Origin of the sequence: Cognatilysobacter terrigena, from assembly GCF_004361065.1 — a bacterium.
In the GTDB taxonomy this organism is placed as follows: domain Bacteria; phylum Pseudomonadota; class Gammaproteobacteria; order Xanthomonadales; family Xanthomonadaceae; genus Cognatilysobacter; species Cognatilysobacter terrigena.
In genome coordinates this window covers 68,892-90,649 of sequence record NZ_SELT01000011.1, presented here as the reverse complement: position 1 = coordinate 90,649, position 21,758 = coordinate 68,892, and the positions used below count along the sequence as shown (strand labels likewise).

At 67.1% G+C, this 21,758-nt stretch carries 23 protein-coding genes; 13 read left to right on the top strand and 10 right to left on the bottom strand.

The features are described from left to right. Positions 1 to 2 precede the first annotated feature (2 nt). Positions 3 to 488, top strand: a complete 486-nt coding sequence (locus tag EVS83_RS08575) for a YcxB family protein (protein ID WP_133500628.1) — start codon at positions 3 to 5, stop codon at positions 486 to 488. 6 nt (positions 489 to 494) lie between these two features. On the opposite strand, the gene rimI is transcribed toward EVS83_RS08575, so the two are convergent. The 3 genes from rimI to pssA are packed head-to-tail and all read right to left on the bottom strand — an operon-like array spanning position 495 to position 2,031. Then, positions 495 to 977, bottom strand: coding sequence for a ribosomal protein S18-alanine N-acetyltransferase (gene rimI / locus EVS83_RS08570; protein WP_133500627.1), 483 nt, complete (start codon positions 975 to 977; stop codon positions 495 to 497). After that, the gene (locus EVS83_RS08565) at positions 974 to 1,258 is read right to left on the bottom strand and encodes a hypothetical protein (RefSeq protein ID WP_133500626.1); all 285 of its coding nucleotides are present in this window, start codon (positions 1,256 to 1,258) and stop codon (positions 974 to 976) included. The genes rimI and EVS83_RS08565 overlap by 4 nt, the downstream gene beginning before the upstream one ends. Then, on the bottom strand, positions 1,255 to 2,031 hold the full coding sequence (gene pssA / locus EVS83_RS08560; protein ID WP_425456082.1) for a CDP-diacylglycerol--serine O-phosphatidyltransferase: 777 nt from the start codon (positions 2,029 to 2,031) through the stop codon (positions 1,255 to 1,257). Before pssA ends, EVS83_RS08565 begins: the two co-directional genes overlap by 4 nt. A gap of 82 nt (positions 2,032 to 2,113) precedes the next feature. Here pssA and EVS83_RS08555 point away from each other — a divergent pair, with 82 nt between their 5' ends. From EVS83_RS08555 to EVS83_RS08540, 4 genes are all read left to right on the top strand, one after another. Next, the gene (locus EVS83_RS08555; RefSeq protein WP_166636848.1) at positions 2,114 to 2,527 is read left to right on the top strand and encodes a DUF4124 domain-containing protein; all 414 of its coding nucleotides are present in this window, start codon (positions 2,114 to 2,116) and stop codon (positions 2,525 to 2,527) included. A 100-nt stretch (positions 2,528 to 2,627) separates the two neighbouring features. Continuing rightward, complete coding sequence (locus tag EVS83_RS08550) at positions 2,628 to 4,343, top strand: proline--tRNA ligase (RefSeq protein WP_133500623.1); 1,716 nt, start codon at positions 2,628 to 2,630, stop codon at positions 4,341 to 4,343. A 96-nt stretch (positions 4,344 to 4,439) separates the two neighbouring features. After that, positions 4,440 to 4,832, top strand: coding sequence for an H-NS histone family protein (locus EVS83_RS08545; RefSeq protein WP_133500622.1), 393 nt, complete (start codon positions 4,440 to 4,442; stop codon positions 4,830 to 4,832). 85 nt (positions 4,833 to 4,917) lie between these two features. Beyond that, positions 4,918 to 5,313: a YkvA family protein gene (locus tag EVS83_RS08540; RefSeq protein WP_133500621.1), complete on the top strand. Its 396-nt coding sequence runs from the start codon at positions 4,918 to 4,920 to the stop codon at positions 5,311 to 5,313. A 1-nt stretch (position 5,314) separates the two neighbouring features. Here EVS83_RS08540 and EVS83_RS08535 read toward each other — a convergent pair whose 3' ends face one another. Continuing rightward, positions 5,315 to 6,559: a threonine/serine exporter family protein gene (locus tag EVS83_RS08535; protein ID WP_133500620.1), complete on the bottom strand. Its 1,245-nt coding sequence runs from the start codon at positions 6,557 to 6,559 to the stop codon at positions 5,315 to 5,317. 57 nt (positions 6,560 to 6,616) lie between these two features. Here EVS83_RS08535 and EVS83_RS08530 point away from each other — a divergent pair, with 57 nt between their 5' ends. The 5 genes from EVS83_RS08530 to EVS83_RS08510 are packed head-to-tail and all read left to right on the top strand — an operon-like array spanning position 6,617 to position 10,514. Next, on the top strand, positions 6,617 to 7,732 hold the full coding sequence (locus EVS83_RS08530; RefSeq protein WP_133500619.1) for an MlaE family ABC transporter permease: 1,116 nt from the start codon (positions 6,617 to 6,619) through the stop codon (positions 7,730 to 7,732). Continuing rightward, entirely contained in the window at positions 7,732 to 8,541 is an 810-nt protein-coding gene (locus EVS83_RS08525) for an ABC transporter ATP-binding protein (RefSeq protein ID WP_133500618.1), read from the top strand. Before EVS83_RS08530 ends, EVS83_RS08525 begins: the two co-directional genes overlap by 1 nt. Positions 8,542 to 8,562: 21 nt before the next feature. Beyond that, positions 8,563 to 9,489, top strand: a complete 927-nt coding sequence (locus EVS83_RS08520) for an MlaD family protein (protein ID WP_133500617.1) — start codon at positions 8,563 to 8,565, stop codon at positions 9,487 to 9,489. 14 nt (positions 9,490 to 9,503) lie between these two features. Then, positions 9,504 to 10,121 carry an ABC-type transport auxiliary lipoprotein family protein gene (locus tag EVS83_RS08515; RefSeq protein ID WP_133500616.1) on the top strand — a complete coding sequence of 206 codons (618 nt, stop codon included), beginning with the start codon at positions 9,504 to 9,506 and terminating at the stop codon, positions 10,119 to 10,121. A 51-nt stretch (positions 10,122 to 10,172) separates the two neighbouring features. Continuing rightward, the gene (locus EVS83_RS08510; protein WP_133500615.1) at positions 10,173 to 10,514 is read left to right on the top strand and encodes an antibiotic biosynthesis monooxygenase family protein; all 342 of its coding nucleotides are present in this window, start codon (positions 10,173 to 10,175) and stop codon (positions 10,512 to 10,514) included. A gap of 55 nt (positions 10,515 to 10,569) precedes the next feature. Here the strand turns inward: EVS83_RS08510 and EVS83_RS08505 are convergent, their stop codons facing one another. Beyond that, on the bottom strand, positions 10,570 to 11,154 hold the full coding sequence (locus tag EVS83_RS08505; RefSeq protein WP_133500614.1) for an alpha-ketoglutarate-dependent dioxygenase AlkB family protein: 585 nt from the start codon (positions 11,152 to 11,154) through the stop codon (positions 10,570 to 10,572). A gap of 88 nt (positions 11,155 to 11,242) precedes the next feature. Here EVS83_RS08505 and EVS83_RS08500 point away from each other — a divergent pair, with 88 nt between their 5' ends. Next, on the top strand, positions 11,243 to 12,862 hold the full coding sequence (locus EVS83_RS08500; RefSeq protein ID WP_133500613.1) for an electron transfer flavoprotein-ubiquinone oxidoreductase: 1,620 nt from the start codon (positions 11,243 to 11,245) through the stop codon (positions 12,860 to 12,862). An 83-nt stretch (positions 12,863 to 12,945) separates the two neighbouring features. On the opposite strand, the gene EVS83_RS08495 is transcribed toward EVS83_RS08500, so the two are convergent. From EVS83_RS08495 to EVS83_RS08480, 4 genes are all read right to left on the bottom strand, one after another. Next, a complete protein-coding gene (locus tag EVS83_RS08495; protein ID WP_166636847.1) occupies positions 12,946 to 15,141 on the bottom strand; it encodes an FG-GAP-like repeat-containing protein in 2,196 nt (731 codons plus the stop codon). A 305-nt stretch (positions 15,142 to 15,446) separates the two neighbouring features. Next, positions 15,447 to 16,085: a CoA transferase subunit B gene (locus EVS83_RS08490; RefSeq protein WP_133500611.1), complete on the bottom strand. Its 639-nt coding sequence runs from the start codon at positions 16,083 to 16,085 to the stop codon at positions 15,447 to 15,449. Between the two features lie 61 nt (positions 16,086 to 16,146). Next, positions 16,147 to 16,854, bottom strand: a complete 708-nt coding sequence (locus tag EVS83_RS08485) for a CoA transferase subunit A (protein ID WP_133500610.1) — start codon at positions 16,852 to 16,854, stop codon at positions 16,147 to 16,149. Between the two features lie 79 nt (positions 16,855 to 16,933). Beyond that, a complete protein-coding gene (locus EVS83_RS08480; RefSeq protein WP_133500609.1) occupies positions 16,934 to 18,346 on the bottom strand; it encodes a mannose-1-phosphate guanylyltransferase/mannose-6-phosphate isomerase in 1,413 nt (470 codons plus the stop codon). 136 nt (positions 18,347 to 18,482) lie between these two features. Here EVS83_RS08480 and EVS83_RS08475 point away from each other — a divergent pair, with 136 nt between their 5' ends. Continuing rightward, positions 18,483 to 19,232 (top strand): electron transfer flavoprotein subunit beta/FixA family protein, encoded by a 750-nt coding sequence (locus EVS83_RS08475; RefSeq protein WP_133500608.1) that lies wholly within the window; start codon positions 18,483 to 18,485, stop codon positions 19,230 to 19,232. Between the two features lie 81 nt (positions 19,233 to 19,313). Further along, complete coding sequence (locus tag EVS83_RS08470) at positions 19,314 to 20,252, top strand: electron transfer flavoprotein subunit alpha/FixB family protein (RefSeq protein WP_133500607.1); 939 nt, start codon at positions 19,314 to 19,316, stop codon at positions 20,250 to 20,252. Between the two features lie 523 nt (positions 20,253 to 20,775). Here EVS83_RS08470 and EVS83_RS08465 read toward each other — a convergent pair. After that, the gene (locus EVS83_RS08465) at positions 20,776 to 21,756 is read right to left on the bottom strand and encodes a phytanoyl-CoA dioxygenase family protein (RefSeq protein WP_133500606.1); all 981 of its coding nucleotides are present in this window, start codon (positions 21,754 to 21,756) and stop codon (positions 20,776 to 20,778) included. Between the last annotated feature and the right edge of the window lie 2 nt (positions 21,757 to 21,758).

The window sequence follows — 21,758 nt, the reverse complement described above, 5'->3', positions numbered from 1 at the left end:
CCATGCGGGTCACGGCGCAGGACGTTCTCGCCGCGCATCGCCTGACGCGCTCGGGCCACCGTCGCACGCGCCGGACGATCAACCTCGTCATCGCGGGGATCGGCATCGCACTCCTGTTCGTTGTGCCGAGCGACATGCGCCCGTGGATCGCTCTGTGCGTCGCACTGGTCGTCGTCGGCGAACTGATCCAGCTCGGAATCGACTACCTGTGGATCCCGGCCCGCATCAAGCGCCTGCATGCCCAGCATCGGGCGCTGCACGAATCCATCGACGTGAGCGTCGTCGAGGACGGCGTCCACGTCGTGACCCCGCACGCGACGTCGACGCTGCCGTGGGCGCACGTGCGCCGCTGGCACGACGGCCCCGAGCATGTGGTGCTGATGCAAACCGATGCGCTCATGGTCGTGCTGCCGAAGCGCGACTTCGCCGATACGGATCTCGCTGCGTTGCGCGCGAAGCTCAGCCAGCGTGTCGGGCCGGCCGGTTGACGCGCGTCATTCCGGCAACACCAGTTCCATCGCCATCACAATCGCGTCCTCGCGGCCGTCCTTCGCCGGGTAGTAGCGCGGTCGACGGCCGATTTCGTTGAAGCCTTCCTGGTCGTACAGCACGATCGCGTGGCGGTTCGACGGACGCACTTCGAGGAAAATGCGTTGTGCGCCGCGCGAGCGCGCGAGCTGCACCAGCGATCGCAACAGGCGTCGACCGTGGCCGTGGCCCTGGAACTCGGGTGCGACGCAGATGTTCAGCACATGCGCTTCGCCGGCGGCGAGGCTGAGCAGGAAGTAGCCGGCGATCACGCCGTCGATGTCGAGCACCCAGGCGAGGTAGTCCGCGCGCAGGCAGTCGCGAAAGATGCCGGCCGTCCACGGGAATTCGTAGGCGCGACGTTCGACCGAGTACACGGCGTCGACATCCGCCTCGCGCATCGGCCGCAGCGAGGCCGGACGACCGCTCGCGGACGGCTGCGCGCTCATGCGTGACGCGCCGCCTTGCGTGCAGCGCGCAGCGCGCGCCAGAACGCACGACGCGAGGCGACGTCGCGCGGCGTGCCGTAGGCCGCGAGCAACGCCCCAAGATCGACACCACGAGCGGCGCGGGCGAGCCCGGCGGGCACATCCCCTTCGCGCGTTGCGCTCTGTGACGACGCGACGCTCGTCGTGTCGCCCGGCAGCGCGCCCTGCCCCGGGCGCTGCAACACCTCGAGCCCCATCGCCTGCAGCCATTCGATCTGCTGGGCGCTCCAGGGCAGGCTCACGCCGCGACCTCCGCCGGTCGACGCATGCGTCGCCACGTCCAGTAGGCCGGGCCGGACAACGCGTAAAGCGCGAACACCGCGAACAGCACGATCGGCGGGTCGATGGCGACGGCCACGAGCACCGCGACGACCACGATGATCGCGAGGAACGGCACGCGATCGTTGCGCGGACCGCCACCCTTGAAGCTGAAGTAGCGCATGCGGCTGACCATCAGCAGCGCGGCCGCGATCGTCACGCCGAGTGCCGGATAGCGCAGGTCGCGCCCGCTGAACTGGAACTCGACGCAGGTCCACACGAAGCTGACCACCAGCCCCGCCGCCGCCGGGCTCGCGAGCCCGATGAACCAGCGCTTGTCGACTTGCCCCACCTGCGCGTTGAAGCGCGCCAGCCGCAGCGCGGCGCAGGCGGCGTAGAGGAAGGCCACGATCCAGCCGATCTTGCCGGGGGTCGCGCCGTCCAGCCGGAGCGTCGAGAGCGCCCAGTGGTACATGACCAGCGACGGCGCCAGGCCGAAGCTGATCAGGTCCGCCAGCGAGTCGTACTGCACCCCGAACTCGCTCTGGGTGTTGGTCAGGCGGGCGACGCGGCCGTCCAGCCCGTCCAGGATCGCCGCCACGAAGACGGCCACGCAGGCGTCCGGGAAGCGGCCTTGGGCGGCCGAGATGATGGCGAAGAAGCCAGCGAACATGCCGCCCGTCGTGAACAGGTTCGGCAGCAGGTAGATGCCGCGGGCGCGCGGTCGGGCCTTGGCACCCGGAGACATGGATTCCATTTGTTCAGTGTATCGCTTGCCCCGTCGCCCCGGCGGTGGTCGAATCGGGACGGGATCCCCCGTCTTCCATTGGACTGCCGACATGCGCCGGCCCTCGACCCTCGCCCGCCTCGTCCTGCCGCTCGCCCTGCTGGCGGCTCTGCCCGTCGTTGCCGCCCAGGTCTATACCTGGAAGGACGCGAAGGGCGTGACCCATTATTCGGACGCGCCGCCCGCCGGCCAGAAGATGAAGCCGCGCGAGTTCGGCAACCACGGCGTCACCACGCCGGCCGCGCCGAAGGCCGTCGCGAATGCCGACTGCACGAACGCCCGCAGCAACCTGACGCTGCTGCAGGGCACCGGCAAGGTCGGCGTCGACGACGACAAGGACGGCAAGGCCGACCGCGAACTCACGGCAGCCGAGCGAGCGGCGCGCCTGAAGGTGGCCGAGGGCCAGGTCGAGCTGTACTGCGCCGGTCCGACGACCGCGAACGCGGCCACGACCAAGCAGGGCTGATCCGCGCGCGCTGCGAGCGCGGCGCGCCCGACATCGCATCGGACCGGGCGCCGCGCATCGCGTGGCAGAATGCCGTTTTTCCGCGTTCGAAAAGCCGCCGATGCGCCTGTCGCAGTTCCATCTCCACACCACCAAGGAAACGCCCGCCGACGCGGAAGTCGTCAGCCATCAGCTGATGCTGCGCGCGGGCATGCTGCGCAAGCTCGCCGCCGGCGTGTACACGTGGTCGCCGCTGGGCCTGCGCGTACTGCGCAAGGTCGAGCGCATCGTCCGCGACGAAATGACGAACGCCGGTGCGATCGAAGTGCTGATGCCGTCGATCCAGCCGCGCGAGCTGTGGGAGGAGACCGGGCGCTGGGAGAAGTTCGGCGGCCAGCTGCTCAAGATCAAGGACCGCAAGGACGCTTGGTACTGCTACGGCCCGACGCACGAGGAAGTCATCACCGACTTCGCGCGCCAGGAGCTGTCGTCGTACAAGCAGCTGCCGGTCAACTTCTTCCAGATCCAGACCAAGTTCCGCGACGAGATCCGCCCGCGCTTCGGCGCGATGCGCGCGCGCGAGTTCCTGATGAAGGACGCGTACTCGTTCCACGCGAACGACGACGATCTGACGTGCGAATACCAGAACATGTACGACACCTACGGCCGCATCTTCACGCGACTGGGGTTGAAGTTCCGCGCGGTCGTCGCCGACACCGGCGCGATCGGCGGCGCGATGTCGCACGAGTTCCACGTGCTCGCCGATTCGGGCGAGGACGCGCTCGCGTTCTCCACGGGCTCCGAGTACGCCGCGAACGTCGAGCGCGCCGAAGCCGCCGCGCCGGCGCCGCGCGCGGCAGCCACCGAAACCATGCGCCGCATCGACACGCCGACGCAGAAGACGTGCGAGGACGTCGCCGCGCTGATGGGCATTCCGCTGTCGCGCACGGTGAAGTCGGTCGCCGCGATGGGCGTCGATCCCGAGAACAACCCGCGCTTCGTGCTCGCGCTGGTGCGTGGCGATCACGTCGTCAACGAGATCAAGCTCGCCAAGCTGCCAGGCATGACGGAGTACCGCCTCGCCACCGAGGACGAGATCCGCGAACACCTCAACGCGTCGCCGGGCTTCCTCGGCCCGATCGCGCCGGCCAAGGACATCTTCGTCGTCGCCGACCGCGACGTCGCCGCCATGGCCGACTTCGTCGTCGGTGCGAACGCGGACGGCTTCCACATCGCCGGCGTGAACTGGGGCCGCGACCTGCCGGAACCGAGCCTCGTCGCCGACATCCGCAACGTCGTGGAAGGCGATGCGTCGCCGGACGGCGCGGGCACGCTCGGCATCGCGCGCGGCATCGAGGTCGGCCATGTATTCCAGCTCGGCCGCAAGTACGCCGAGGCGATGAAGCTCACGGTGCTCGACGAAACCGGCAGGGCGATGACGCCGACGATGGGCTGCTACGGCATCGGCGTGTCGCGCATCGTCGCCGCGGCGATCGAGCAGAACCACGACGCGAACGGGATCATCTGGCCGGACTCGATCGCGCCGTGGCAGGTCGCCGTCTGCGTGATCAACCCGAAGAACGTCGAGTCGGTGAATGAAGCGGCGCAGGCGCTGTATCGCGACCTGCAGGCCAAGGGCATCGACGCCGTGCTCGACGACCGCGGCCTGCGCCCGGGCGCGATGTTCGCGGACATCGAGCTGATCGGTATCCCGCACCGCATCGTGGTGTCCGAGCGCGGCCTGCAGGCGGGCACGTACGAATACCGCCATCGCCGCGCGAGCGAGGCCGAACAGCTCGATCGCGACGCCGCGATCGCGCGCGTCATCGCGGGCTGATTATCTCCGCGCATTTACGCGATTAGCTTCGCTGGTTACGATGGGCCGTCCGCGATCGGGCGGCCCATTTTCTTTTCGGTATTGGTCGGAGGCAGCATGGCCCTGGATCTCAACAGCATGTCGGCGAAGGAGCTCGAATCGCTCATCGCCCAGGCGAACAAGCGTCGCGCGGTGCTGAAGAAGCGCAAGCCGATTGCGGACGTTCGCAAGCGCCTCGAGCAGCTCGCCCGCGCCGAGGGCTATTCGATCGGCGAACTGTTCGGTGCGCGTGGCGCGTCGACGTCGTCGTCCGCGAACTCGGACGCCGCACCCGCCAAGCGCACGCGCGCCAAGCGCGGCCCGTCGAAGTTCGCCGGCACCAAGGTCGCGCCGAAGTACCGCAACCCGGACAACGCGAACGAGACCTGGAGTGGTCGCGGCAAGCAGCCCCGCTGGTTGCAGGCGTATACGAGCAAGGGCCACGCGCTCGACAGCTTCCTGATCCGCTGATCGCACCGCGGATCGCATCGACGCCGGCCTTGCGCCGGCGTCGTCGTTTTCGGCCCCGTCACTCCCTCGCCGCGAGGCTTGCCGCATGTCGTGGACGACGCACCTGCGCGGCTGGGCCCGCAGCCTCAAGCAACAGACGCTCGTCGTGTACTTCGCGGCGCGCGATCCGCGCACGCCCTGGGCCGTTCGTCTGGCCGCGCTCGCCGTCGCGGCCTATGCGCTGAGCCCGATCGACTTGATCCCGGATTTCATTCCGGTGCTGGGCTACCTCGACGACGTGATCATCGTGCCGCTCGGCATCGCGCTGGTGATGCGCTGGACGCCGGCCGACGTCAAAGCCGATGCGCACGCACGCGCCGCGGTGGCGGCGACGCGACCGACCAGTCGCGGCATGGCCGCGGTGATCGTGGCGATCTGGGTCGTCGTGATCGCACTGCTCGCGTGGTGGGGCTACGGGCTGTGGAGTGCCCGCCGCGCCTGAGTCACAGGTTGCGGCGCGACGGCAGCAGCAGGTTGCCGAACAGCAGCCCCGCGACGAGCGCACCGAGCGCATTCGTCACCGCGATCACCGCACTCTGCCCTGCGCCGACGTCGTGGCTCTGCATCAGGCTGAGCAACCCGCGCATGCTGGTGCTGCCGGGCACCAGCGTAATGATGCCCGGCACGCGGATGATCGCGCCCGGGCGCTGCCACCAGCGTGCATAGGCATTGCCGGTGGCGGTGATCGTGAGCGCGGCGATGAACACGCCGGCCGGCGCGCCCGCGGCCTCGCCGACGAATCGCGAAATGATGTAGCCCGCCGCGGCGGCGCCCATGACGCGCAAATAGTCGCGAACGCTCGCGCGGAACAGCACGGCGAATGCGAACGACGCGATCGCGAGCGACACCCACTCGATCCACGCCGGTTGCGGACGCGAGCCCCGCACGACGGGATCGAGGCCCATGAGTTCGAGCGCGTACACCGCGACGAGCACGCCGATCGCGAGCTTCAGGATCGTCGTCAATGCGCCCGCGAAGCGCGCAGTACCGGAAACGAGTTGCTGACCGGTGAGTTCGTTGACCGCATTCGTCAGCGTGAGGCCGGGCAACAGCACGATCAGCGACACGATGATCACGGTGTTCTGGTTGAGTGGCCCGATGAACGAACCGACGAGCACCGCGATGGTCGCTGCGACCATGCCCGACAGCGCCTCGAAGCCCGCACGCACGCGCGGATGCGACTCGGCCAGGTGATCGAGCACGCCGATCAACAGCCCGGTCACGCCGGCGACGCCGATGTCGAGCCACGGCAGGCGCAGGAGACCGGCGACCGCCGCGGCCGCGAGGCCGAAGGCCACGATCTCCGCACGACGGACCGCCGGGGGTGCCGGTGCGTCGAGCGCACGCAGTTGCGCCTGCGCATCTGCGAGGTCGAGGCGGCCTTCCAGCACTTCCTCGGCGATGCGGTCGGATTCGACGAGCCGATGCAGGTCGACGTCGCCCGGGGCGAGGCGCAGCACGCGCGTGATGTCGCGCAGGCCGGTGGCGCGGGCCGGATCGGTGAACGTGAGGATCAGGCCCGTCGGGTTCGACCACGGCTCGCAGCCCACACCCAGCCGCGTCGCCACGGCCGTGATCGCGCCTTCCAAGCGCTCGGCCGTGGTGCCATAGCGGTGCAGGCGCGACGCGAGCTCGACCATGAAGTCGATTCGCGCGACGTAGGCGGCTTCGCTGAGGGGCGCGGTCATGGGTGAAGGATCGCATGCCTTGCACGCACGGCCGAGCCGGTATGCTCCGCCGCGAACATGACCGATTCCACGTCCGCCCCGCCGACCCTCGACGCCGATACCGGCGCCGGCACCGTTCGTCTCGCGGGCCATTGGACGCTCGAGCACGCGGTGTCGATCGGCGACACGCTCGCCGCCGCACCTTGCGGCCTCGCCCACGTCGATGCCCGCGGCATCGCGCGGCTGGATTCGCTGGGCGTGCTGCAACTGCTGCGCTGGTCGCGCCGCTGCGGTGTCGACTTCGACACCTTCGACTTCCGCGACGAGCACCGCGCGCTGGTCGCCGCCATCGAGGACGTCGCGGACGAACGCCCCAAGCGCAAGAAGGAATACGGCCTCGTCGCGGCGATCGGCCGACTCGGCTTCGCGATGTACGACAACGCGAAGGAGGCCATGGCGCTCGTCGCGTTCCTCGGCGAAGTGCTGGCTAAGCTGCTGCGCACGATCAAGGAACCGTCGCGGTTCCGGCCGATCGCGCTGGTGCACCACATGGAGCAGGTCGGTCTCGATGCCACGCCGCTGGTCGCGCTGCTCTCGTTCCTCGTCGGCGCGGTGGTCGCGTTCCTCGGCGCGAACGTGCTGCGCGATTTCGGCGCGGAGATCTACGTCGTCGAACTGGTCGACGTCTCGTTCCTGCGCGAGTTCGCGATCCTGCTGACCGCCATCATCCTCGCCGGCCGCACCGCGAGCGCATTCACCGCGCAGATCGGTGCGATGAAGAGTCGCGAGGAGATCGATGCGATCCGTACGCTGGGCATGGACCCGATCGACCTGCTGGTCATCCCGCGCGTGCTCGCCTTGCTGACGATGCTTCCGCTGCTGACGTTCGTCGCGATGATCTCCGGCCTGCTCGGCGGCCTCACCGTCGGCGCATACGCCCTCGACATTCCGCCGCAGCAATATCTTTCGCGCATGCAGGAAACCATCGAAGTGCGGCATCTGTGGGTGGGCCTGTCGAAGGCGCCGTTCTTCGCGATGGTGATCTCGCTGGTCGGCTGCCTCGAAGGCCTGCAGGTGGAAGGCACGGCGCAATCCGTCGGCGAGCGCACGACGTCCGCCGTCGTGCAGGCGATCTCGCTGGTGATCGTGCTCGATGCGATCGCCGCTCTCTGGTACATGGTGATGGACGTCTGATGGCGACCGACGACGCGCGCGACGCGCCCTCGCCCATCATCCGCGTGCGCGGCCTGGTCAATCGCTTCGGCGAGCAGGTGGTGCACGACGGCCTCGACCTCGACGTGATGCCGGGCGAAATCCTCGGCGTGGTCGGCGGTTCGGGCACCGGCAAGTCGGTGCTGATGCGCTCGATCCTCGGCCTGCGCGAGCCGGACGAAGGCGAGATCGAAGTGCTGGGCGTCGATGCACGCACCACCGACATCGCCGCGCGACGCGAGATCGAGCGCAACACCGGCGTGCTGTTCCAGGACGGCGCACTGTTCTCGTCGCTGACCGTGGGCGAGAACGTCGAGGTGCCGCTCAAGGAATATCACCGCGACCTGCCCGACTCGCTCCGCCACGAGATTTCGCTGCTGAAGGTGAAGCTCGCCGGGCTGTCGGCCGACGCGATCGACAAGCTGCCCTCGCAGCTCTCCGGCGGCATGCGCAAGCGCGCGGGCCTGGCACGGGCGCTCGCGCTCGACCCGCCACTGCTCTTCCTCGACGAGCCGACCGCCGGCCTCGATCCCATCGGCGCGGCCGCGTTCGACCACCTGATCCGCACGCTGCAGCAGGCCCTGGGCCTGACGGTGTTCCTCATCACACACGATCTGGACACGCTTTACGCTATCTGCGACAGGGTGGCCGTGCTCGCCGATCACAAGGTCGTCGCCGCGGCGCCGATCACCGAAATCGAACAGCTCGACCATCCCTGGGTGCAGGAGTATTTCCACGGCCCGCGCGCACGCGCAGCGCAGGCCGGTCGCGACCGCACCCGCCACGACTGACCGCACGACAGGACCGCGCCCATGGAAACCAAGGCCAACTACGTCCTCATCGGCGCCTTCACCATCATCGTGACGGCGGTCCTCCTGCTGTTCGCGCTGTGGGCCGCGAAGTACTCGTCCGAGAAGGACTGGCAGGAATATTCGGTGGTCTTCAACGAGCCGGTCACCGGCCTCAGCGAGGGCAGCTCGGTGCAGTACAACGGCATTTCGGTCGGCACGGTCGAGAGCCTCCGCCTCGCACCGGAAGATCCGCGCCGCGTGCTCGCGACGCTGCGCATCCAGGCCGACACGCCGATCAAGACCGACACGCGCGCCAAGATGTCGCAAAGCGGCATCACCGGCCCGCCGTTCATCCAGCTCACGGGCGGCAGCCCGAAGGCGCCGCTGCTGGTGAGCGTCGACCATCGCGACAAGCCCCTCATCCTCACCGAGTCGAGCGCGCTGCAGAACATCGCCGACACGGCGAACCGGCTCGTCGCGCGCCTCGACCAGGTGCTGAGCGAGAAGAACATCCAGCACGTGTCGAACACGCTCAACAACATCGATGCGCTGACGAACTCCATCGCCTCGCAGCGCGAGGACATGCGCGCGATCATCGCGAACGCGAAGGCGTCGAGCGCCGAACTCAACGCGACGCTGGTGCAGGCGCACGGCGTGGTGAACGACGTCGACCGCGATCTCGCGAACAAGTTGCCCGGCCTCGTCGCCAAGCTCGACGGCACGCTCGACAAGCTGCAGTCGGCGGCCGAAGGCGCGAACGGCATCGTCAACGAGAACCGCGCGGCGATCCATTCGTTCGCCAACGACGGGCTCGGCCAGGTCGGCCCGACGTTGACCGAATTGCGCTCGCTCGTGCGCGACCTGCGCCAGGTCACCGACCGACTCGACAGCGGCCCGACCAGCTATCTGCTCGGCCGCGAACGTCCGAAGGAATTCGAACCCAAATGAAGCCGCGCATCTCCATGACGACGTCCCTCGCCCGCACCGCGATGCTCGTCGCCGTGCTCGCGCTTCCCGCGTGTTCGATCATCGGGGGCAGCAAGGAACCGCCGCAGCAGTTCGCGCCACGCGCGAATGCGGCGCCCGATCCGAGCTGGCCGCAGGTCGATGCGCAATTGACCGTCGGCCCCGTGCAGATCGATCGCCCGTACGACAGCATGCGCATCGCCGTACGGCCGACGCCGCAGGAGCTGCAGGTGTACAAGGGCGGCGTGTGGGCTCAGCGTCCGTCGGACATGCTGCTCGCCTCGCTGATCCGCACGTTCGAGGATTCCGGCCGCCTGCGCGCGGTCGCGCGCGCGGGAAGCGGCGTCAACGGCGACTACCGTCTGCTGCTCGACGTGCGGCGCTTCGAAGCCGACTACGCGGGCGGTGCCCTGCCGAACGCGACGATCGAAGTCAGCGCGAAGCTGCTCCGTCCGGAAGCCGCCGATGTGCTGGCGTCGCGCACGTTCGTGGTCGCGGAACCGGCGTCGTCGACGGATGTTCCGAACGTGGTGGACGCATTCGACCGCGCGTTGGTGAAGCTCGATCACGATGTCGCGGGGTGGACGTTGACGTCGCTGAGCGGGCGACGCTGAGTTTCGACTCATCCCGGCAGTGCGCCGCATAGCGGCGCATCGGAGACGACGATGGCGTACGTCTACATGTGGGCGTTCGATGTCGTTGCCGACAACGCATCGGAATTCGAACGGCATTACGGACCCGAGGGCACATGGGCGCGACTGTTCCTTCGGGCCCCGGGCTACATCGGGACGTTGCTGTTGATGGATCCATCGACGTCCGGGCGTTACGTGACCATCGACCGCTGGCGGGACGAAGCGGCGTTCGATGCATTCCGCACGACGTTCGCGACGGAGTACGAGCAGCTCGATCGCGAATGCGAACACCTGACGCTCCGCGAGCAGGCGCTCGGCGTGTTCGACGAGGTCGATGGCGCAATCGCCGTGATCCCGCGCGGCCGAGTCGATTGATCGACGGGTCGCGGCCGGGACGTGCACGTCGACGAGCGCGAATGCTCGCGATCCGCTACCTGCGCCGCACCTCACGAAACGTCAGGTTGATCCGCGGCCCGACCGGGCGCGCCGTGCGCGGCAATGCATGCCGGTAGTTCGCCTGGGTCGCGCCCTGTATCACCAGCAGGCTGCCCGATGGCAGATCGAGGGCAAGGCGCGCGTCCTCGCGGCGATGCTTGAGCACGAAGCGTCGCACCGCGCCGAGACTCAGAGAGGCGATGACCGGTTCAGGCCCGAGTTCAGGCTCGTCATCGGCGTGCCAGCCCATCGCGTCGCGGCCGTCGCGGTAGAGATTGGCGAGAACGCTGTTGAACGGCACGCCCAGCGTCGTCCGGAGACGGTCGCGCAGCGTGTCGAGCGGGGGCCGCCATGGATGCGGCGTGCGGAGCAGGCCCGAATAGCGGTAAGCGGCCTCGGCGTCGCCGATCCAGCAGCTCAGGCGCGGCGCGGGGTGCGCGCGGCCGAACAGGCGGACCGGATGGTTTTCCCACGGGATCTGGTCGCGGAGCACGTCGAACAGCGCGGCGGCCTCCTCGGCCGGCAACCAGGCGGGGTCGAGCCGAACGTCGGCGTCGGGCAAGGGCAGGCGCTCGAGCATCGCGCGACGCTAGCACGCGGGCCGCGGCCCTCTGATTGGCTCGCACGGCGCGAACCGCGACAATGACGGGTCAGCAGCGGAGAGCCTCATGAGCCAGACCATCGAGATCGAACGCGACGTCATGGAGTACGACGTCGTCACCGTCGGCGCGGGGCCGTCGGGCCTGGCGTTCGCGATCCGCCTGAAGCAGCTGAACCCGGAGATCTCGGTCTGCGTGATCGAGAAGGCGTCGACGATCGGCGCGCACATCCTGTCCGGTGCGGTGATCGAGACCGGCCCGCTCGACGCGCTGCTGCCGAACTGGCGCGACAACCCACCGCCGGTGTGCGTGCCGGCGAAGGACGACGAGTTCTGGCTGCTGTCGAAGAGCGGTGCGCGCAAGCTCCCCGTGCCGCCGGGGATGAACAACCATGGCAATGTGATCGTCAGCCTGTCGGCGATGTGCGCGTGGCTCGCGCCGCAGGCGGAAGCGCTCGGCGTCGAGATCTATCCGGGCTTCGCAGCAGCCGAAACGCTGCATGACGAGACCGGCGCGGTGATCGGCGTGCGCATCGGCGACATGGGCGTCGCGAAGGACGGCTCGCACAAGCCGGGCTACACGCCGGGCATCGACATCCGCGCGAAGGTCACCGTGCTCGCCGAAGGCGCGCGCGGTCATCTCACCACGCGACTCGTCAAGCAATTCAAGCTCGACGAAGGGCACGACCCGCAGACGTATTCGATCGGCATCAAGGAGCTGTGGCAGGTGCCGGAAGAGCGCGTCTCGCCCGGCAAGATCGTTCACACGCTCGGCTGGCCCGCGGACAACGCGACGTACGGCGGCAGCTTCCTGTATCACCTCGACAAGGGTCGCATCGCGCTCGGCTATGTCAGCGGCCTCGATTACAAGGATCCGAACTACAAGCCGTGGGAAGCCTTCCAGCAGTGGAAGAACCATCCCTCGGTGAAGCCGCTGCTCGAAGGCGGATCGATCGTGTCGGCCGGTGCGCGTGCGATCGTCACCGGTGGCTACCAGTCGCTGCCGACGTGCGAGATGCCGGGCGCGATCCTCATCGGCGACACGGCCGGCCTGCTCAACGTACCGAAGATCAAGGGCACGCACCAGGCGATCAGGTCGGGCATGCTGGCGGCCGAACATCTCGCGTCGACGCAGCTGTTGCCGAACGGTTGGGACGCGAAGCTGCGTGCATCGGACGCAATGGCCGAGCTGCGCGAAGTCCGCAACATCAAGCCCGCGTTCAAACGCGGCATGTGGTTCGGCCTGCTCAACGCCGCGTGGGAAACCGTCACGCGCGGCAAGTCGCCGTGGACGCTGCGCAACAAGCCGGACTGGTGCCAGATGGAGAAGCTGGCCGAGTACGAATCACCCGATCGCCACTGGGGCGAGCGCACGCTCGCGCCGCGTGACCGCCTCGCTGGCGTCTACTTCGCCGCCACCGAACACGACGAAGACCAGCCCGTGCACCTGAAGGTACTCGACACCTCGATCTGCGTGTCGCGCTGCACCGAGGAATACGGCAACCCGTGCACGCGCTTTTGCCCGGCGGGCGTCTACGAAATCGTCGAGGAGGCGGATGTCGGCCGGCGCCTGCAGATCAACGCGGCGAACTGCGTGCACTGCAAGACCTGCGACATCAAGGATCCCTACGAGATTATCAACTGGGTGACGCCGGAAGGTGGTTCGGGGCCGAATTATCAGATGTTGTAATTTTGGGCGCAGCGCTGCGCATTACTACCCCGTCTACGCGCCGCGGACGTGGCCCGCAGACGGGTTAGTGTCAGGCGCGCGACTTACTTCAATAGCGACCAGTCCGCCCCGTAGTTACCCACCACCTGCTCCTGGAAGCCGATGCCGTTGCCCAGCCACATGATTAGGGCGCGGTCGCTGGGGCGCTGCCACACGATGTCGTCGCGCCCATCGCCGTTGTAATCGCCCGTAGTCGCGAACGTGTACGCGGTCGGGGTGCCTTGCGCCTGTGAGCTCACGAACGACGGGCCGTCCATCTTCCAGTACGCCAGATACGTGGACGCAGTATTCCGCCATAGCAGATCCGCCTTGCCGTCGCCGGTGACATCCGCGGCACCGATCAGCGACCAATCGCTACCGTACTGGCCAATCTGGTACACGGCGAAGCCGCCGCCGTCGCTGACCCACATGGAAACTGTGCGTGTGGACGGGGCGTTCCACACGATATCTGCTCGCCCGTCACCATTGAAATCCGCAATCGCGGCAATGAGGTAGGCCGGCGGCGGTGCGTACGTCTGACCTCCCTTGTAGACGGCGCCGTCCATCAGCCAATAGGCGAAATAGCCTGCGGTGGGATGCCGCCAGAAAATGTCGTCCTTGCCATCGCCATCGACATCGCCTTGGCCGGCGACGTTCCAGTCGCTCGCATAATTGCCGATCGCGGTCGGTTGGAAGCCGGAGCCTGAGTTCGCGAAATTGATGAGCATGCGGTCGGCGGGACGCCGGAACAGCAGATCTGCACGAGCACCAGCGGTGGTGTAACCGCTGGACGCAGGCTGGAGGCCGCTGCCCAGTCCGTAGTTCGCACCGGAAAGGAACTGCGAGCCGTTCATGACCCAGTAGGCGACAACGCCGGAACCGGCGTTCCACCATAGAAGGTCCGATCGCCCGTCGCCATCCATATCGTTTCGCGGACGTCGCACCGGCCCAGACGGCACGACGGTCGCCCGGAACGTCGCGATGACGGGCATCGTCTGACTCAACGTTCGCGCATTGTCCGCATCGTTCGTTCCGCAAGGGCGCGGCGCTTCTGACGACGAATTGCAGGTAGCGACACGCGGATTGGAGAACACGCGATACGGGGTTTGTCCGGTGTCGCCGTACGCCATAGTCGTGTAGAAGTTGCCGTTATTCGCATCCGTCTTGAACCCGAACGAATACGGGTACCGGCCGTACTCATCTGCATCCAATACGCCGTTGTCCCCCTTTGCGGTCGCGACGTCGTGCTGCGCGCCCATGTTGTGGCCCATTTCATGTGCGAGCGTTTCGTCGCGACACACGTAGCCACCGCTCGGGAACGAGCCCGGTCCGCGGCCGTTGCTGTCGCTCACGATTGACATCGCCCACGCAGCATCCGAACTGTCGATCGGCTGCTGACCGCCACCGAGGATCCAGCCGACGCCACAGCTGCCATTGGTGCCGTTGTCGAAGTTGCGAACAAGCGACATGAGGTCGGCGCCGTACTGGTCACGCGCATTGCGCAGCGGCTGCAGAGACGCAGGAATCGCGCGCTTGACGCACGAGCTGCCGGAACAGTCGTAACCGGTCAGGTCATACAAGGCCTGATCGTTGTCCGTGTTGTCGGCGTAGTCCACCTGCACCGTATTGACGAGGCGGACGCGCGCATCAATGCCGCTGTTCTGGTACGCCTGATTGGCGAAGTCGACCATGTTGTTCAGGCGCGTGTTCGCCTGCGACTGGCCGCCAAGACGGCTTGCGAATGTGCTCGTGTAACCGAGCACCAGATCGACCGTCGTCGATGCGGTTGCCGCCGCGGCCGCGGCGGTCGGTGCCCATGCAGACGAACGCGACGCAGCGTCGCTCGCCGGACGCTGCGCTGCGCGCGGCACCGGGAATGCGTCGGGCTTCGTCGGATGAGCACCCGGAATCGACGCCAGTGCAGCGGCGTCGGTCTGCACCATCCACGACACGCCATTGGCCTGCATCAGGCGCAGCGGCGGACCCTTACCTTCCGGAATCGAACCGAACACGGCCTTCTCGCCGAAGGTGATGATCGCTTCCGTGCCCGGCTGCGCGCCGGCCGGACGACCCACCCAGGTCCAGTCGCCGTTCGGGTGTTCGATGTGATGGTCGTAACGCAGGCGGACGAGATGACCATCCGGCGCCTGCACCGTCATCGTGCCGCCGATGGCATCGAGGGCATGCGCCTCGCTGAGGCGGACCTGCTTCCAGGTGTACGCGCGCGTCCGGACTTCCTGCACGCCGGCGGTATACGCCACCAGTTCACCGCGGTCGGGAAGCGATGCATATCGCTGCCCGTGCACGACCCGGGCGCGAATCGCTGCAAGACCGGTCGGAGCAGCAAGGCGCGAGGTACGGACCGAGGCCGCCGGCTTCATCGAGCCGGCAACGGTCTTGGAATCATCGGAGCGAACGCAGCCGGCCAGCACGGCGGCCAGAGCGACGAAAGGCAGAACCTTGCGCATGACGGAGCCCAATCGGAAAGGGAGCAGGCGGCTCTCCCCGAGCCCCTCCTGAAGTCGCTACCGTAAGGCCGCCACCGTCCTGCGGCAATACGCTCCGATCAGCCGCTTACCGCTGCGACAGGCACGCCCGTTTTAACCGCCAACTCGTCCGCAGAAACGCCCGGCGCAAGCTCGACGAGCCGCAAACCATCCGGCGTGATGTCCATCACAGCCAGCTCGGTGATGATGCGATTGACCACACCGACGCCGGTCAGCGGCAACGTGCATTCCGGCAGGATCTTGTGCTCGCCGCTCTTGGCCGTGTGCTCCATCAGCACGACCACGCGTTTGACGCCGGCGACCAGGTCCATCGCCCCGCCCATGCCCTTCACCATCTTGCCGGGCACCATCCAGTTGGCGAGGTCGCCCTTGTCGGTGACCTGCATGGCGCCGAGGATCGCGAGGTCGATGTGACCGCCGCGGATCATCGCGAACGAGTCGTGGCTGCCGAAGAAGCTCGCACCCGGCTGCGCGGTGACGGTCTGCTTGCCGGCATTGATGAGGTCGGCGTCGATCTCGGCCTCGGTCGGGAACGGGCCGATGCCGAGCAGGCCGTTCTCGCTCTGCAGCCAGACGTCCATGCCTTCGGGGATGTAGTTCGCCACCAGCGTCGGCAGGCCGATGCCGAGGTTGACGTAGGCGCCGTCGGTAAGTTCGCGGGCGGCGCGCTGCGCCATCTCGTCGCGGGTCCAGGGCATGTCGTTTCTCCGTTCGGCGAGCGCAACGCCCGCCGGTGAATTCATGTAGGCCGAACGTCGCTTACGCGGCGCGGGTGGTGCGCTGTTCGATGCGCTTTTCGGGCGTCGCATTCACGACGATGCGATCGACGTAGATGCCCGGCAGGTGCACGTGGTCCGGATCGATCTCGCCGATTTCGACGAGCTGCTCGACTTCCGCGACGCAGACCTTGCCCGCCATCGCGCACGCCGGGTTGAAATTGCGCGCCGTCTTGCGGAACACGAGGTTGCCGGCCTTGTCGGCCTTCCACGCCTTCACCAGCGAGACGTCGGCGCGCAGCGCGGTTTCCATGACGTACATGTGGCCGTCGAACTCGCGCGTTTCCTTGCCCTCGGCGACGACCGTGCCGTAACCCGTGCGAGTGAAGAACGCGGGGATGCCCGCACCCCCGGCACGCAAGCGTTCGGCCAGCGTGCCCTGCGGGTTGAACTCGAGCTCCAGCTCGCCGGCGAGGAACTGGCGCTCGAATTCCTTATTCTCGCCGACGTACGACGAAATCATCTTGCGGATCTGGCGCGTGGCCAGCAGCTGGCCGAGGCCGAATCCATCGACACCCGCGTTGTTCGAGATCGCGGTCAGACCGCTGACGCCGGAATCGCGCAGCGCGGCGATCAGCGCCTCCGGGATGCCGCAGAGACCGAACCCGCCCACAGCGAGCGTCTGGTTGTCGGCGACGAGATCCGCGAGCGCGGTTTTCGCGTCGGGATAGACCTTGCTGCGCGCGGCCATGCGGGTACTCCTGTACGGGACCCGCGGATTCTAGCGGCGCCCATGTTGCGCCGCACCGTACCTTCGGCCGATGCCGCGCTCACGACCGCCCGTAGACGTCCTCGAGCCGCACGATGTCGTCCTCGCCGAGGTAGTGGCCGGACTGCACCTCGATCAGCTCGACCGGCTCGGCGCCATTGTTGCGCAGGCGATGCACACTGCCCCGCGGAATGAACGTGCTCTCGTTTTCCCGCAGCGCGAAGACACGCTCGTCGCATGTGACCTCGGCGACGCCCGAAACGACGATCCAGTGCTCGGCGCGATGCGCGTGTTTCTGCAGGCTAAGCGACGCGCCCGGATTCACGACGATGCGCTTGACCTGGAAGCGCGCACCGACGGCCAGCGAGTCATAGCTGCCCCAGGGGCGATACACCTTCCGGTGACTCAGATGCTCCGTGCGCGCGTCGGCCTTCATGCGGTCGACGAGCAGCTTGACGTCCTGCACGCGGTCCTTGCGTGCCACCAGCGTCGCGTCGGGCGTGTCAACGATGACGAGGTCGTCGACGCCGAGCGTCGCGATCATGCGCCGTTCGGCCGCGCGAACCAGGTTGCCGCGACTGTCGACGGACATGACATCGCCATCGTGGCGGTTGTCGTCGGCGTCGCGCTCCGCGACGGACCAGAGCGCCGACCACGATCCGATATCGCTCCAGCCGCAGCTCACCGGCACGACCGCGGCCCGATCGGTCTTCTCCATCACCGCGTAGTCGATCGAGTCGTTGGGGCTCTGTGCGAATGCGTCGGGATCGATACGGATGAAGTCGAGGTCGCGCGTCGACTGCTCATACGCACGGCGGGCCGCATCGGCGATCGCTGGCGCATGGCGCTGCAACTCCTCCAGGTAGCGCGCTGCGCGGAACAGGAACATTCCCGAGTTCCACGAGTAACCGCCGTGCGCGACATACTCCTCGGCGGTGGTGCGGTCCGGCTTTTCGACGAACCGCGCGACTGCGAAGCCCGCATCGCCGAGCGGTGCACCGCCAAGGATGTAGCCGTAACCGGTCTCGGCGTAGTCGGGGCGAATGCCGAACGTGACCAGCCATCCATCGTCTGCAAGCCCGACCGCGCGCGCGACAGCGTCTCGGAAGGCCGCTTCGTCTTCGATGAGGTGGTCCGCCGGGAGCACCAGCATCAACGCGTTGGCGTCTCTCCCGAGCAGATGCAGGGCCGCGATGGCGATGGCGGGCGCCGTGTTACGCGCGGTCGGCTCGAGCAGGATCCCGCCGTTGGCCAGCCCGACGGCCTGCAGCTGCTCCCCGACCATGAAGCGATGGTCGCCCGCGCAGACCGTCACCGGCGCCTCGGCACCCGGCAGCCGGCTCGCGCGCAGGACGGTCTCCTGGTACAGCGAGCGGTCCCCCAGCAGCGCCAGGAACTGCTTGGGCTGGTTCTGCCGCGAGAGCGGCCAGAGCCGGGTTCCGCTACCGCCACTGAGCACCACGGACTGAAGCATCGGATCGTCCTGAATCGGCGTCGCGACAGGATACCGCCGGCCGCCATCACTCTCGCCTAACGGCCAAAGCGGCCGCAGTCGGCTAAAATCGCCGGTCCTCAGCGCGCCCGCCGCGCACGATCATGGAAATCCGCTGATGAAGATCCTCGTCGCCTACAAGCGCGTGGTGGACTACAACGTCCGCATCCAGGTCAAGCCCGACGGCACCGGCGTCGTCACCGAGGGCGTGAAGCTCTCCCCGAATCCGTTCGACGAGATCGCCCTCGAAGAAGCGCTGCGCCTGCGCGACAAGGGCATCGCGACCGAAGTGATCGTCGCGACCATCGCCCCGGCCGACGCCCAGCCGCACCTGCGCAACGGCCTCGCCATGGGCGCGAACCGCGCGATCCACGTGGTCGTCGACGGCCAGGACGTGCAGCCCCTCGCCGCCGCCCGCGCGCTGCTCAAGCTCGTCGGGCGCGAGCAGCCGGATCTCGTGATCCTCGGCAAGCAGGCCATCGACGACGACGCCAACCAGACGGGCCAGATGCTCGCCACGCTATGGGGCCGTCCGCAGGCGACGTTCGCGTCGAAGCTGGACGTCGCCGACGGCAAGGCCACGGTGACGCGCGAAGTCGACGCCGGCCTCGAGACGCTCGAGGTCGACCTGCCCGCCGTCGTCACCACCGACCTTCGCCTCAACGAGCCGCGCTTCATCAAGCTGCCGGACATCATGAAGGCCAAGAGCAAGCCGCTCGAGACGCTGCAGTTCGCCGAACTGGGCGTCGACATCGGCGCAGGCCTGAAGACCACGTCCTACGCCCCGCCGGCCAAGCGCTCGAAGGGCATCATGGTCAAAGACGCCGCCGAACTCGTCGCCACGCTCAAGCAGCGCGGCCTGCTGTAACGCACACCGGGCGGACCGCGCACGGCGCGACCGTCCGGTACGAAGGTTCCCGCGGGAACGTCGTATACCGAGGAAATTCCGATGTCGAAGGTCCTGATCGTCGCCGAACACCTGGGCGGCCACCTCAACGCCTCCACTGCCAAGTGCGTCACCGCCGCGAAGGCGCTGTCGCCTGAAGCGATCGACGTGCTCGTGCTCGCGGATGACGTGTCCGCGGTCGCAGCCGAGGCCGCGAAGCTCGACGGCGTGACGCGCGTGCTCACCGTTTCGAACCCCGCGAATGCCAACGCCATCGCACAGGTGCTCGCGCCGCAGGTCGCGAAGGTGGCCGCGAACTACACGCACGTGTTCGGTCCGAGCACGACGTTCGGCAAGGACCTGATGCCGTGCGTCGCGGCGCTGCTGAACGCGCCGCAGGTGTCGGATGCGATGGCCGTCGAAGGCGCACGCACGTTCAAGCGTCCGGTCTATGCGGGCAACGCGATCGTCACCGTCGAAGTGCCGGAAGGCGTCATCGTCGTCGCGACGATCCGCACTGCGTCGTTTGCGGAAACGACACGCAATGGCAATGCGCCGATCGAAGCGATCGCTGTCGACGCCTCATTGCCAGCGCATACACGCTTCGTCGGCCTCGCCGCCGGTTCGAGCGACCGTCCGGACCTGCAGAGCGCCAAGCGCGTTGTTTCGGGGGGCCGCGGCGTCGGGTCTGCGGAGAACTTCAAGATCATTTACGACCTCGCCGACAAGCTCGGCGCAGCGGTCGGCGCGTCGCGTGCAGCGGTCGATGCCGGCTACGTGCCGAACGAAATGCAGGTCGGTCAGACCGGCAAGATCATCGCGCCAGAGCTCTACATCGCGGTTGGCATTTCTGGTGCGATCCAGCACCTGACTGGCATCAAGGACGCGGGGACAATCGTGGCCATCAACAAAGATCCGGACTCAGCGATTTTCGAGATCGCGGATATCGGCTTGGTCGGCGATTTGTTCCAGATTTTGCCGCAGCTGCAACGCGCGCTCTAAAAGCGTCGAGAACTGCATTCGCATTTTTTTGGAGTGGCATCAGTTCGGCCTTACGAAGCGCATGCTCAAATGCGCCGAGGCGTTGAGATGCAGTGACGACGGTTGCGGCGCCGCGTCACGTGGATCTGTCACTTAACGGCTTCACCACTTACGCGACGAGCGCGCTGCCGGTCGTCTTTCTTTTAGCTTGCTAGCAAGCCTTACCATAGGTGCACACCTGCAAGGCGACCGGGCCGGCTATGTCCCGGTCAATGCCGGCTCCGTAGCGAATTGAATCGAAGGTCTGCAACCAGTACCAATAGATTGCGCGCACCGGCCGAGCTCATTCGACCGGCGCGGTCTTCATGGCGCGCTTCCTTTGCAGCGCTCTTGCAGATTGCGCCGAGCGCCGAGCGAGGCCCCATCCCATCCCGACAACGGCTTCCCCCGTCGCCTGCGTGCAGGGACAGCCGGCAACAATGAAAATGGAGCCTGCCGCTGAGGTCCCGATATCCGGGGCCGGGTTCGGCGTCGCATACCTGCCTCAACTCGTTTGCGTGAAGAGACGCTCACTCGGGAGTTGACGCAAGCCGTCAAGCCACGAGTACTCGAACACGTATCCGCCGTTCTCTCGCGCGATCCAGCCCTGCTCGGGAGCGCCGGGTTTTAGGTGCGCCCGCGGGTAGGCGGACAGCGACGTGTAATGCGTGACGTAGGACTTCCGAGTCAGCGACGCATCCGCGATGGCCGTGCCTTCATGGGAAAGATTGCCATGCCAAACGAGCGCGTCACCTTTCCGCGGGCAGTAGACGCGCGGCTCGATCGACGCAACCCGCATACGATCGGCAAGGTGCTCACTGAGTTCGATCGGCGTGCGCGTGCTATCGGGCTCGAGCAGCACCGAGCCACCGCCCCAGTCAAAAAAATCAGACACTTCCGGCCGATGCGAGCCGGGGTAATACGCCAATGGTCCTGACGCTGGCGCGATGTCCTCCAGCGGTATCCAGCTGGCGGCCAAGTGCGCGAGCTGTGACTGACACCGGACGTAGGGATAGTCGATGTGAATGGGCTGCTGGCTGCCCTTATAGAAGGTCAGCGACTGCATGGCGCAGGGCGCATCCCCGAATACATGTCGCAAGAACACTGCGACGCGCGGCGTCAGACTAAGGTGCGCCGCGGCCCGCGAGATCGCGTGGATGCTGTTGAACTTTAGCCCGGAATACTCGAGCTCCTCGTCGGTCAGGTCGCGGATATGCTTCTGCTCACCGCGCACTTCCACCAGCAGGTCGAAGTCCCGGTGGTGACGTCGTAGGTAGGCGACATCTTCGACCAGTGCATCGATCAGGTGACGGTCAACAACATCCTCGAACAGCACGACGCCGTCCCGCCGCCAAGCGTGAAGAGCCGACTCCAGATCGAAGTCGGCTTCGTCCGACACCTTAGCCACGTAACCCGCCACGTCGGCGTCATCAAGATCAAGCCAAGGCCGGCTGGCCATCCAGTCGTTGCGGTCGATTACTTTCATCA